Here is a 13,427-nt window from a genome sequence, read left to right as displayed (position 1 = left end):
TTTATACAAATTTAATTATATTAAATGTAATAAATAAAATTATAAAAAATAAAAAAATGATTGTTATTTGAGGAGGTTTTTTATGTTACAAAAAAAGGTAGAGAATAAACAATCTAAAACTAAAAAAGGAGATAAAAGTTTTTTAAAATCTTTTTTTAAATTCGTAAGCATATTCATTCTATCAATATTTATGATTGGTGCAGGAATTACAGGAATTTTTGCAACTACATTTATAGATATTATGAAAGATGCTCCAATCATTAATGCGTCAAAGATGAATGAGCTTATGATTCAATCATCAACCATTCTTGATAGAAATGAAAATTTAGTTGAAAAAATTGAAAACTTAGAGAATAGAACTATTGTAAAGCTAAGTGATGTTCCGGAACATTTAATAAATGCTTTCATTTCAACTGAAGATGAAAGATTTTATTCTCATAAAGGTGTTGACCCAATAGGTATAGCAAAAAGTCTTATCGATACAGCAAGAGGTAGAATTCGTGGTGGGTCAACAATCGCTCAACAATTAGCAAGAAATATGTATCTTTCAAATGAAAGAAAAATTGAAAGAAAGTTAAAAGAGGCATATCTTGCAATTAAAATTACAGATAGTATTAAAAGAGAAGGTGTTCTTGAGGCATATCTTAATAGAGTTTTCTTAGGACAACATTCTTATGGTGTTCAATCAGCGAGTCAAGGTTACTTTTCAAAAGATGTTAAAGATTTAACCATAGCTGAATCTGCACTTCTTGCAGCAATAGTTCAAAGTCCTACAAACTACTCTCTATATAAAACTATAAAGCCTGAAAATGTTAGTGATGAATCTGCTGTTATAAAAGATTTAAATATCGGTGGTCAAGTTTATAAGGCAGTATATAATCCAAAAGTTTTAGATAGACAAAAATATGTTTTGAAAAAAATGTATGAACTTAAAAAAATAACTAAAGAAGAATATGATAATGCTGTTAATGAAGATGTATTTTCTGCTATAAATCCAAACAAAGGCTTTGAAAGGGAAGTTTCAACTTACTTCACTGAATATGTTAAGTATCAAGTTGCTGAAAAATTAATGAAAAAATTTAATTATACTAAAGAAGAGGCTTGGGACAAGATATATAACGGTGGACTTACAATTCATTCTACAATGGACCAAAACATACAAAAGAATTTAGAAAAACTTTATGCAGATTTTGCAAATGCAATGAATGCTCCAAGATATGGAGGTCCTTCATTTGCAGCTTTTAAAAGAGATAGAGCAAGTAATATAACTGATGAAAAAGGTAATATAATCTTGTATAAAAAAGCTAATCTTTTAGATGAAAATAACAATGTTATAATTCCAAAAGGAGAGTTTTCTATTGACTCAGATAATTCTTTAAAAATAAATAGTCCTAGAGTTTCAATATATCAAAATGTTTTGTCAATGGCTAGTTTTTATACAGTTAATGACCAAAACAACTTAGTTACCCATGGAATTGGAAATTTCCAACTTCCTGAGCAAGGAGTAACAGTTGAAAATGAAAAATCTTTTAAAATTTCTGCATCTGTTTTTGAAAATTACAAAGATTTTTATAGTGTAAATGAAAATGGAAATTTAGTTTTAAATTCAAAATATTTCCAAGTTGATGAAAAAGGAACTGTTCAACCTCAATCTTCATCAGTCGTATTAGACCATAAAACAGGTCAGTTAATCGCAATAATTGGTGGTAGAGAAACAACAGGACACCCTCTAAATAGAGCTTATAGAGTTCCTAGACAACCGGGTTCTACTATGAAACCTTTGGGAGTATATATTCCTGCATTGGATAACGGATATACTGCTGCTACCGCAATAGAAGATGCTCCTCATTATAATGATAAAAAAGAACTTTGGCCAAAGAACTGGTATAATGGATATAGAGGATTACAAACTCTTAGAGAAAGTTTAGTACAATCTATCAACGTAAATGCTGTTAAGACTCTGGAAGATATAGGAATAGAAAAATCTAAAGAATATTTCAAAAAATTCGGTTTAATAAACGAAGATAATGAATTAGATGATACTTATATTTCAAGGTCTGAAAGTGTGGACCATAATGATGAAAACTTATCAAGTATGGCTCTTGGTGGTATGACAAGAGGTATGACCAACTTAAAAATGACTGGAGCTTATGCAGCAATAGCAAATGACGGAAAGTATCTTGAACCTATTTCATTTACAAAAGTTGTTGACTCAACAGGAAAAACTATTTTAGAACCTGAACAAAAGCAAAGACAAGTTACGTCTAAAGAAAATGCTTTTATAATGAGAGATATTTTAAAAGGTGTTCCTGACGTAATGGCTCAAGGTGCAAAGCACCCAACTATTGAAGTTTCAGGTAAAACAGGTACAACTGATGATATACAAGACTCTTGGTTTGTAGGTTTTACTCCATATTATACAATTGGAACTTGGATAGGTTTTGACAATCAACATATAAAACTTAATAACAATAACTCAATGGCAGCCACTCTTTGGGGGAAAGTTAATAGAATAGTTTTAGAAGGCAAAGAACCTAAAAAATTTGATGGTCCAAGTGAAAATATAATAAGAAAGTATGTTTCAATAAGAACTGGTCTATTAGCTACCGAAGGCACTGAAAAAGCAATTTATGAATATTTTGTAAAAGGTACAGAGCCTACAAAATATGAAGAAATTTACTATATAGCTTATAAAATAGATAAAAGAAACGGAAAGTTGGCCACAGATAAAACTCCTGAAGAATTTATTGAAGAAAAGAAGTTTTATATAAAACCGAATGTATATAAACCGGAAAAAACTGATTATGGCCCTAGTGATTTTATAAACCCACCACCAACTGAAGAATCAGATATAGTAGATAAACCTAAGGAAGAAGAAAAACCAAAGACTAATACTAAACCAAAAACAAATGATACTTCTAATAAAAATGATAAAGATAAAGATAAAGATAAAGATAAAAATACAGAAAAAGATAAAAATAAAAATCCTTAAAAAGGAGTTGCTCTTGCAACTCCTTTTAATATACTTCTTCTATTATTCCTCCTCCGACTACAATATCATCAGAGTAAAATACAGCTGACTGCCCTTTGTTTGGTGCTCTAACAGGCTTTTCAAATTCAACAAATAATTCATTATCTTTATAAAATAATAATCCTTTTGTTTCGTTTTGTCCATGTCTAACCTTAACACTCACTTCCAACGGTTTTTCTAAAACTTCAAAAGGTATAAAGTTTTCATCTCTTATTTTTATTTTATTTTTATATAAAGAATCTTCGTCAGACAATGTGACAGTATTATCTCTTGCATTTATCTTAGAAACAAAAACTCTCTTTCCAAGTGCAATTCCAAGACCTTTTCTCTGTCCGACAGTATAATACACTATCCCATTATGTTTTCCTAATTTATTTCCATTTTCATCAATAAAAAAACCCTCTTTTATTAACTCAGGATTTCTCTGTTTTATAAACATACCATGGTCTCTATTTTGAACAAAACAAATTTCTTCGCTATCTTTTTTTGAATAAGTCAAAATATCTTCATCTTTTGCAATTTGTCTTACTTCGTCTTTTATCAAATCAGCAAGAGGAAATAAAGTCTTTGCTAAAACTTCTTGACTTGTATTATACAAAAAATATGTCTGGTCTTTTTTAGAATCTTTTGCCCTTTTTAATAAATATCTATTATAATTATTATCAAATTCAACTTTTGCATAATGTCCGGTTGAAATAAAATCTGCTTTTAAAGGTTTTATTTTATCTACAAAACTATTAAACTTTATATATTTATTACAAGCAACACAAGGGTTTGGAGTATATCCTAAAGAATACTCCCTAACAAAATTTTCAATAATTTTTCTATCAAATTCTTCTCTAAAACTCATTGTATAATGTTTCACGCCCATTGCCTCTGCAACTATTTTAGCGTCCATAACGGAAGATAATGAGCAACAACCTTTTTCTTCATCATACAAATGTCCTTTAGGTACTAAATTCATAGTAACCCCGATTACTTCGTATCCTTCTTTCAATAACAAATGGCAGGCAACACAACTGTCAACCCCGCCACTCATTCCTAAAATTACTCTTTTATTCAAAATTACCTCACTAATAACTGATAATTATTCCACCCTCATTTTCATAAGTAGAGGACAATCCTCTCGCAGGAACAATTAAAATTTCTTTAAAATTATATTTTTCAATAATTTTATTTCTTATTTCCTTAGCTCTTTCTAAACAATTACAATGAGTTATTACCAACTTTTTATCTTCAATATTTGAACAATTTTCAGATATAGAATCTACAAGTTCAGCATAAGCCTTCTTTAATCCTCTAACTTTTTTGTAAACCTCGATTTCTCCATCAACACCATACATAACAGGTTTAATGGAAAAAGCAGATACTATCATAGCTTTAAGTTTAGAAATTCTACCATTTTTAATTAAATTATCAAGGTTTTCTAAAACAAAAAATATTTTCATATCAGCAATATAATTTGTAACAGTATCTACTATTTCTTGAAATGACATTTTATTATTAATACATTCTTGAATTTTCAAAGCAACTAAAGTTTCACTTGCGGCAGCAGATTTTGTATCAAAAATATGAATCAATTTTTCTCCTTTTTCAAGTACCATTGTTCTAGCTAAACAAGCATTTGAATAAGTTGCGCTTAATTTTCCTGATAAAGTAATGCAAAAAACTTCCTTTGCTTGTTCAAATTTATCCATAAAAAGTTTTGGAGATGGAGCAGCTGTCTTTACAGAACTAGCCTTTTTCATATTTTCTATATATTCATTTACATTCAAGTTTTCATCATCTAAATAATCTACATCATCAAGTTGTAAAGTCAAAGGTACCAACTCAATATCTAATTTATTCTTTAACTCTTCGGTTAAATCACAACAACTATCAGCAACTATAAGTCTTTCCTTCATATTACCCTAACCTCTCTTCAATAATTTTTGCAAGTTTTTTTGCCTCTATTTCTAATTCTTCTTGATTTTCTCCTTCAATCATAACTCTAACTAAAGGCTCTGTACCTGAAGGTCTTATCAAAACTCTGCCATTTCCGGAAAATCTTTGCTCTATCTTCTTTATTTCTTCTACAATTTCTCTATCTTGTAAATAAGAATTTCTATTTTCCAACTTAACTTTCGCATTAACTAACACTTGTGGATAAGAAACCATAAGTTCATTGAAATATGATAGATTATTTATACTACTTGCAACCAATTCACAAATTTTAAGTGCTGTAAAAGTTCCATCCCCTGTCGTGCTATCATTTAAGAAAATTACATGTCCGGATTGTTCTGCTCCTAAAATATAATTATTTTCCAACATATTTTCAAGCACAAATCTATCTCCAACTTTTGCTGGAATAAAATCAACTCCTATTGAATCTAAATACTTTTTAAGTCCGATATTACTCATAACAGTTCCTACTACTGCATTATTTGTAAGCTCATCTTTTTCTTTATATGACTTAGCCATAGCAGCTAAAATATGGTCTCCGTCCATAATATTTCCTTTTTCATCAACTGCTAAGCATCTGTCAGCATCTCCGTCAAAAGAAAATCCCATATCAACATCATTTTCTAAAACTGCTTGTCTAATAACTTCCATATTTGTACTACCACAGTTTAAGTTTATATTTTTTCCGTCTGGAGCAGTATTTAAAGAAATAACTTCCATACCTAAATCTTCAAATAATTTTCTTGCAATTTTATAAGCAGCGCCATTTCCAAAGTCAACTGCAATTTTCAAATTAGAAAAATCTGCATCTACTCTTGATTTTAAATAATCTGCATAAATAGAAACAGCATCAGTTTCTTCTGTGAAGATTCCTTCTTGTACTTCTCCAAAATCAAAATCTTCATCATCTAAAATACTTTCAACTTTAAATTCAATCTCATCTGAAATTTTAAAACCATTTTCATTAAAAATCTTGATTCCATTATATTTAAAAGGATTATGCGATGCTGAAATAACAGCGCCTCCAACTGCCTTAAAATATTTTATTAAGCAAGCAACTGTTGGTGTAGGAGCAATTCCTATACTAACAACATTAAAGCCCATTTCCAATAAGCCTTTTGCCAAACTGTTTTCAAGGCTCTTTCCACTTTCTCTAGTATCTCTACCTATTATAAATAATTTTTCTTCTTCATTTTTTAAAATATATCCGACAGATTTTCCAAGTTTATATGCAAGTTCATCAGTTAAATTTTCTCCATAAACTCCACGAACACCATCTGTTCCAAAATAATTACCCATTCTTTCTCCTAATTAATTTTTATATTCACATAATAATTATCGTAACCACGATTAAATTAAACAACCTTATAAACATAAAGTTGCTCTTATTATATCATAAAAGAAAAAAAAAATCATTAATTAAAAGAAAAAACAGTGTATTTAAAAACACACTGTCCTTTAAGCATTTTCTTTTATTTTAAATTGTGCCATTAATATACTTATCAAAGTTATTCCAACCACTATTAAGTAAATTGATTTATTTTGTTCAAAGCCAAGTATTCCATTCGGTATTAGCTTTGAAATCCAAAGATACACTCTATCTCCAAAGTAAACTCCCATAGCGAAAAATAATTGGAATATTCCCATACTAACATTTCTATCCTCTTTTTCAAAATATTGCATAGCCATTGAAATCAAACAAGTATATGCAATTCCATATCCAAAACCGTTAAACATATATCCTAAAAATGCAGGTAAATAACTTCTAGTTAATAAAATTATTATATAAAAAACTAAATTCGAACCCAAACCTAAAACTAAAGTCTTTTCAATTCCAAATTTTTTAGCAAAATAAGTTCCTGCAAGTACACTTGCAACAAGTTGTGGAAAAGCAAACAAGACGTCAATATAGGCCAAAAAAAGTGGTGGCATATTAAGATTAACTTTTGCATAGGCAATCATATTTGCCCCTGAAGTTGAAAATTTTATAAATGAAACTAAAATTGCAATTAAACAAATATATAAATATCCTTTAAATTCAAAAACTTTTTTAACCTTTGCAAAACTAAATCTCTTCGCCGAATAAGAAACGTCTTTAACAAAAAAAGTCAAAACAAAAGCTATAACAGAAATAATTGCAGAAAGTGTCCAAAGCAATTTAAAATTTTTATATGAGCCATAAGTTGACAAATATTGAATAGGTGCTGCTATAAATTCTGCTAAAAGTGGTGCTATTGATAATATAGATGCCGAAATCGCAGCTTTTTCTTTAGAAAAAGTCTCTGAAAACAATACATTGAACACCGCAAGCATTGACGCACATATACCCATAGCTACTGATGAGAAATATAAAGTATTGTAACTTGGTTTTAAAACCACAATAAATGATGCCAATGTTAAAACAAAAAGTGCAATTTGTATAAATATTTTTTTCCTATTAAAAATATCACTAAGTATAAAAATCGGTAGCCTTATAAAGCAACTGATAAGCCCATAAGCAGAAGTTATCTGTGTAGCCATAATAATTGAAAAACCAAGTCCTCCCTCTTCCATAGGACTTATTGCATAAAGTTTTCTATATGCTCTAACAACAGTTATTCCACTCCAAAAAAGTACAAATAACCAAAAGATTATTTTTTGATTTCTATCTAAATCATACTTCTTTGAAATAAAAAATATAATTGCAAAAGTTAAAATAATCATAAAAATTGATGAATAAAGTTTATACATTTTTTCTCCTTAATTTTCTGGTTTAAATGCTAAAATTTTACCACGTCTTATATGTTCTCTTAAATTTAATTTATGTCCCCATTTTGCAAGATATTCTTCAGTCAATTCTTCCTCAATTATTGTGTAAAGTTCAAAACCTACTTTTTTCAAAATACCCTTTAACTTCACTGAAGTTATTGAACCGGCAACTCAAGTTGCATGAAAAATAGGTTCATCTTTAACCCAAGTAGGAAGTTCATTGAATTGAACAATATCTGAAATTGAAATTCTTCCACCCGGTTTTAAAACTCTAAAAATTTCAGAATAGACCTTTTCCTTATCTTCACAAAGATTTATAACACAATTTGAAATTACACAGTCAACCGTATTGTCTTCAACTTTAAGATTATCAATATCTGAAACCCTGAAATCCGTATTAAAAAGTTTTTTCTTTTCTCTTATGTAATTTGCCTTTTCAACCATTTCAGGAAGTCTATCAACACCGATAACAAGACCTGTTTCTCCAACAATTTTACAAGCCTTAAAAACGTCCATTCCCTTACCACAACCTAAATCTAAAACAGTTTCTCCCTCTTTTAAATTTGCATTTTGAATCGGATTTCCACAACCAAGCCCAAGATTTGCTCCACTTTCTAAATCTTCCAAAGTGTAACCTAAACTTAAAGCAATCTTTGTTTCAATCTCTTTGCTATCTTCACTTTCTCTTAATCTATCATTTATAGCAATGTTTTTATACAACTCATCTATAACTTTCTTATTATCACAACACTTCATAATAATCCTCCTTTCAACCTCATTATTCTATCACAATTTAATAAATTAGTCCAATTAAAAAAATTTTTGTAATATAAATATTTTTTAATTTTTACATAATACAATATACCCAAATTGATAAATAAATTTAAGTTTTAACGACAAATATATCTTGATTTTTTTTGAAATTCAATGTATTATATGGGTATAAGATAATTATAATTCACATAATTTAATTAAAGTAAATTATCTTGAATCAAAATTATATTATTAGGATATTTAGGAGGTGTGTTATGAAAATAACAAAAGATATGTTAATCGGAGACATTATTCAAATCCATCCGGACGCAGTAGAAATTTTATTTAATTTTGGACTTTCTTGCGTTGGCTGTCCTGCAAGCCAAATGGAGACTCTTGAAGAAGCTACTATGGTTCATGGACTAAACTTAGACTTACTTCTTGATGTCTTAAATGAAAATTCTTCAATCTAAAGAACGAATCCCTCACCCAACACAAAAGTGTTCGGTGAGTAGTACATATTTAAACAAAAATCACGAGCTAGTAGCTCGTGATTTTTTTATAAATATTAAAGATTTTCTAATAAAGTTTTTACAAATTCAAAAGTTCTTTGTGTTGAAGGAATATTTAATCTTTCAACCGGACTGTGAACGTCTTTCATTGTAGGTCCTATTGATATCATTTCCATATCAGGGAATGTATCAACGAAAACTGCAGGTTCTAAAGCTGCATGAACAACTTCAACCTTCATTTCTTTTCCAGTTAAATTTTTATAAACTTCTAATGCAGTATCTCTTAATTTTGAAACTTTTGCAAATTCCCAAGGTTTATAGTAATCTTCTAAAGTATATTCAACAGAATTTTCTTCATAAACTTTTTTTACGATATTTGTATATTCTTCAAAAGTTTTAGGATTTGAACTTCTAAGTGAAAGTGTAAATCTAATAATATCTCCGTCAAATTTAATCATCGCAAAATTATCTGAGCATTCAACGATTGATGGATATTCTTCCATCATTGAGTAAACTCCATGAGGAATATTTCTAATTACATTTTCCAACTTTTCTTGACAGCCTTTGCATAAAACTTCTTTTTCATTTTCTATTTTTTCTATACTAACTCTCATATCCTTATCAAGTGGATATTCGCTAATCAATTTAGAAAAATCAATATTAAATTCTTCTGCATCACTTGTGAAAACAACCTTAGCATCTCTAGGAATTGCATTGTGTTTTGTTCCACCTTCAAGACTAACCAATCTGTAATCAGCGATTTCTCTTACCATATCCAAAGCTCTAAGAGTAAATTTCAAAGAATTTCCTCTTTGTTGATGAATTTCCATTCCTGAATGTCCACCAAGCATATTATTTACAGATAAAACAAAAGTATTTTTCTTATCATTTTCTTCGAATTTAACTTTTAAAGTACCCATAACATTATGTCCACCTGAACAACCTGAAAGTAAAATACCTTCTTCTTCAGCATCAATATTTAAAAGTTTTCTTCCGTTTAATAATTCTTTTTTAACAGCTCTTGCTCCTGCCATTGTTCTTTCCTCATCAGTAGTTACTAAAAGCTCTAATGCCGGGTGTTTTGCATCTTTATCTTCTAAAATAGCAAGACCCATAGCAACAGCAATTCCATCATCCGCACCTAAAGTTGTGCCTTTAGTCTTAACCCATTCTCCATCTACAATAACAGGAATCGGGTCTTTTAAAAAGTCGTGGCAAACTCCGTCAGCTTTTTCAGCAACCATATCCATATGTCCTTGAATTACAACAGGTTCATGGTCAATATAATCTTTATGAGCAGGTTTTCTTATAACAATGTTATTACTTTCATCTTGGATTGTTTCATATCCAAATGATTTTCCAACGCTGTATAAATAATCACTTACAGCTTGTTCATTTCCAGACTCTCTTGGAATCTTAGTTAGTTCTTCAAAATAATGAAAAACTCTTTCAGGTTTTAAATTTTCTAACATATTTACCTCCATAAAATTTAATATATAACAAATATATTATATACTTTTTTGATATGCTTTTGCAAGACATAAATATGAACTAAAAAAGTTTATCGAACTCTTCTATACTAAAAATAATTTTTTCTCCGTCATTAATTATCATAGCAGGAATACCGATTGAACCGTTTTTCTTTGCAAAATCAAAAGCAGAATTTTCTCTAAAAATTAAAAATTTCTTTAAATTTGCTAAATTTTCATTAATGTCAAGATATAAATATTTTATCCCTCTTTTATCCAATTCGTTTTTCATAACAATGCAATCAGGACACATACTTGACCCAAAAACAACTTTTTTATTAATCATAATTTCTCCTTAAAATTCTAAAGATTTTTCTATGAAATCTTTTAATTCAGAAATTTTTATTCTCTCTTGTTCCATAGTATCTCTAAATCTAACCGTTACACAATCATCTTCCAAAGTATCAAAGTCAACAGTTATACAAAATGGAGTTCCAATTTCGTCTTGTCTTCTATATCTCTTTCCAATACTTCCTGAAACGTCTGTATCTATCATAAAATATTTTGAAAGTTCATCATAAATTTCATCAGATTTTTCTGATAATTTTTTAGTTAATGGTAAAATCGCTGCTTTAAATGGAGCTAAAGCCGGGTGCAATCTTAAAACAGTTCTTATGTCTCCATCTCCAATTTCTTCTTCATCATAAGCATTACACAAGAAAGCTAACGCAACTCTATCTGCACCTAATGATGGCTCAATACAATATGGAACATATTTTTCATTTGTAACAGGATCGATATATCTTAAATCTTCTCCGGAAACTTCAATATGTCTTGATAAGTCATAATCAGTTCTGTCAGCAATTCCCCAAAGTTCTCCCCAACCGAATGGGAATAAAAATTCTATATCACAAGTGGCCTTACTGTAAAAACTTAATTCTTCTTGTTCATGGTCTCTAAGTCTTAAAGTTTCTTCGTTCATTCCTAAAGATAATAAGAAATTGAAAGAATAATTTTTCCAATAGTCATACCATTCTAAATCTTCTCCCGGTTTACAGAAAAATTCCAATTCCATTTGTTCAAATTCACGAGTTCTAAAAGTAAAATTACCCGGAGTAATTTCATTTCTAAAAGATTTTCCAACTTGAGCAATTCCAAAAGGAACTTTCTTTCTTGAAGTTCTGGCAATATTTTTAAAGTTTACAAAAATGCCTTGAGCAGTTTCAGGTCTTAAATAAATTTCAGCTTTACTATCTTCAGTTACACCTTGAAAAGTTTTGAACATAAGGTTGAATCTTCTTATATTTGTAAAATTTTTCTTTCCACAACTTGGACAGCAAATATTTTTTTCTTCCATTAATTCTTCAACTTTTTCACTTTCCCAACCATCAACATTTATATCACCAAGATTATTTTCAAAATAAAAATCTTCTATAAGTTTATCAGCTCTAAAACGTGATTTACAGTCCTTACAGTCGATCAAAGGGTCACTAAAACTACCAACATGACCTGATGCAACCCAAACTTCCGGATTCATCAAAATCGCACTATCAAGTCCAACATTATATTTTGATTGTTGAACAAATTTTTTCCACCAAGCCTTTTTAACATTATTTTTAAATTCAACACCCAAAGGACCATAATCCCAAGTGTTTGCAAGTCCACCATAAATTTCTGAACCCGGATAAATTATTCCCCTACTTTTACATAAAGAAACTACTTTTTCCATACTTTTTTCTGATTTCATAATATCCTCCTAAAATTTTACACATAAAAAGGCCATATCGCAAGGGACGATATGACCGTGGTTCCACCCTAATTATGCCTAAAAGACATCTCTTCTTAAAACTATTTACTCCTGATTTCCCCATAATACAAAAATATAATTTCACACCAAACAATTACTCTCTAAAAATTTCATATTATTTTTTATCATTCAACGTAACTATTAACGAGTTAATTTTAACATATTTATAATTTAAAATCAATTACATTTTTCTAACTTTATTTTTTTCTTTTAATACTCTTAGATTATCTTCTGTTAAGTAACTGAAACCTTCTCCGGAAACTTCACTAACTGTTGCAACATTTACAAACGCATTGCTATCAAACTCTCTTATAAATGTCATTAGTTTTATGTATTCCGGTCTTGTAAGAATTGTTTCAATCATAACTCTTTTACTTTTATTAAATCCACCCTTTACTTCATAAAGCGTACTACCTCTAACTATTTCATTTAAAATATAATCGTTAATTCCTTCCCATTTTTGTGAATTAATATATACTTTAATCCTTGTTTTATAACCTGTAAGCACTTTGTCAATAACAACGGCATTAAACATTATTCCAACAATAGCATACATAGCGGCATTAATTCCATAAGCAAAATATCCCATAATCACAACAGAAAAGTCTGCAATAAAAACGCCGACACTTAAGTCAACATGTATATACTTATTCAAAATCTTACCGACAATATCCGTTCCTCCTGTTGATGCATTTTGATTCAATGTCATTGCTATACCGATTGCTGTAACTCCAACTCCTATAACCATACTCATAAAAGGTGTATCCACTAATGGTTTAATATTTGGAAATATTTTTTCAAAAGAAATAAGTGCTATTGACACCACAATTGTTGAATAAATACTAAGTCCACCAAATTCTGCTCCTATAAGTAAAAATGCTAAAATAAATAAAATTACATTTATACTAAGCTGGAATACCCCAACCGGCACTCCAGGTATAAATTTAGACAATGCTATTGAAAGCCCTGCTGTTCCACCAATCGTTAAATTATATGGAACCATAAAGAAATAAACTCCAGCTGATACTAAAACAGACCCCAATGTTGTAATTATAATTTTTTTTAATGTATCCGAATTCATAATTCACCCTCCTATAACAAACAATACAATTATAACAAAAGTTTTTAAAATTTACAACAATAAAAGTCTAGTAGTATTGATTTTT

At 29.3% G+C, this 13,427-nt stretch carries 12 protein-coding genes; 2 read left to right on the top strand and 10 right to left on the bottom strand.

Going from position 1 to position 13,427, the window contains the following annotated elements; genetic code table 11:
• Positions 1 to 82: 82 nt before the first annotated feature.
• Entirely contained in the window at positions 83 to 2,992 is a 2,910-nt protein-coding gene (locus ACKTSI_RS02130) for a transglycosylase domain-containing protein (RefSeq protein ID WP_407863004.1), read from the top strand.
• A gap of 25 nt (positions 2,993 to 3,017) precedes the next feature.
• Here ACKTSI_RS02130 and mnmA read toward each other — a convergent pair whose 3' ends face one another.
• The 6 genes from mnmA to ACKTSI_RS02100 form a co-directional block, all read right to left on the bottom strand.
• On the bottom strand, positions 3,018 to 4,094 hold the full coding sequence (mnmA, locus tag ACKTSI_RS02125) for a tRNA 2-thiouridine(34) synthase MnmA (RefSeq protein WP_068474004.1): 1,077 nt from the start codon (positions 4,092 to 4,094) through the stop codon (positions 3,018 to 3,020).
• Between the two features lie 10 nt (positions 4,095 to 4,104).
• Positions 4,105 to 4,935 (bottom strand): DegV family protein, encoded by an 831-nt coding sequence (locus tag ACKTSI_RS02120; RefSeq protein WP_308577893.1) that lies wholly within the window; start codon positions 4,933 to 4,935, stop codon positions 4,105 to 4,107.
• Between the two features lies 1 nt (position 4,936).
• The gene (gene glmM, locus ACKTSI_RS02115) at positions 4,937 to 6,271 is read right to left on the bottom strand and encodes a phosphoglucosamine mutase (RefSeq protein ID WP_407863003.1); all 1,335 of its coding nucleotides are present in this window, start codon (positions 6,269 to 6,271) and stop codon (positions 4,937 to 4,939) included.
• 159 nt (positions 6,272 to 6,430) lie between these two features.
• Positions 6,431 to 7,702, bottom strand: coding sequence for an MFS transporter (locus ACKTSI_RS02110; RefSeq protein ID WP_407863002.1), 1,272 nt, complete (start codon positions 7,700 to 7,702; stop codon positions 6,431 to 6,433).
• Positions 7,703 to 7,711: 9 nt separating this feature from the next.
• Positions 7,712 to 7,852 carry a hypothetical protein gene (locus ACKTSI_RS02105; RefSeq protein ID WP_156435999.1) on the bottom strand — a complete coding sequence of 47 codons (141 nt, stop codon included), beginning with the start codon at positions 7,850 to 7,852 and terminating at the stop codon, positions 7,712 to 7,714.
• Positions 7,853 to 7,891: 39 nt separating this feature from the next.
• Positions 7,892 to 8,476 (bottom strand): methyltransferase domain-containing protein, encoded by a 585-nt coding sequence (locus ACKTSI_RS02100; RefSeq protein ID WP_201275249.1) that lies wholly within the window; start codon positions 8,474 to 8,476, stop codon positions 7,892 to 7,894.
• A 272-nt stretch (positions 8,477 to 8,748) separates the two neighbouring features.
• On the opposite strand from ACKTSI_RS02100, the gene ACKTSI_RS02095 reads away from it, so the two are divergent.
• Entirely contained in the window at positions 8,749 to 8,946 is a 198-nt protein-coding gene (locus ACKTSI_RS02095) for a DUF1858 domain-containing protein (protein WP_288867955.1), read from the top strand.
• Between the two features lie 95 nt (positions 8,947 to 9,041).
• Here ACKTSI_RS02095 and pepD read toward each other — a convergent pair whose 3' ends face one another.
• The 4 genes from pepD to ACKTSI_RS02075 all read right to left on the bottom strand — a co-directional run bounded on the left by pepD (position 9,042) and on the right by ACKTSI_RS02075 (position 13,342).
• Positions 9,042 to 10,457: a beta-Ala-His dipeptidase gene (gene pepD / locus ACKTSI_RS02090; RefSeq protein WP_201275250.1), complete on the bottom strand. Its 1,416-nt coding sequence runs from the start codon at positions 10,455 to 10,457 to the stop codon at positions 9,042 to 9,044.
• 79 nt (positions 10,458 to 10,536) lie between these two features.
• Entirely contained in the window at positions 10,537 to 10,800 is a 264-nt protein-coding gene (locus ACKTSI_RS02085) for a glutaredoxin domain-containing protein (RefSeq protein ID WP_407863001.1), read from the bottom strand.
• 9 nt (positions 10,801 to 10,809) lie between these two features.
• Entirely contained in the window at positions 10,810 to 12,201 is a 1,392-nt protein-coding gene (locus ACKTSI_RS02080) for a glycine--tRNA ligase (RefSeq protein ID WP_407863000.1), read from the bottom strand.
• 241 nt (positions 12,202 to 12,442) lie between these two features.
• Positions 12,443 to 13,342, bottom strand: a complete 900-nt coding sequence (locus tag ACKTSI_RS02075; protein WP_068472520.1) for a YitT family protein — start codon at positions 13,340 to 13,342, stop codon at positions 12,443 to 12,445.
• Positions 13,343 to 13,427 lie beyond the last annotated feature (85 nt).

The organism is Parvimonas parva, from assembly GCF_045866535.1.
GTDB classification, from domain to species: Bacteria; Bacillota; Clostridia; order Tissierellales; family Peptoniphilaceae; genus Parvimonas; species Parvimonas parva.
This window is presented reverse-complemented; position numbering and strand designations above follow the sequence as displayed.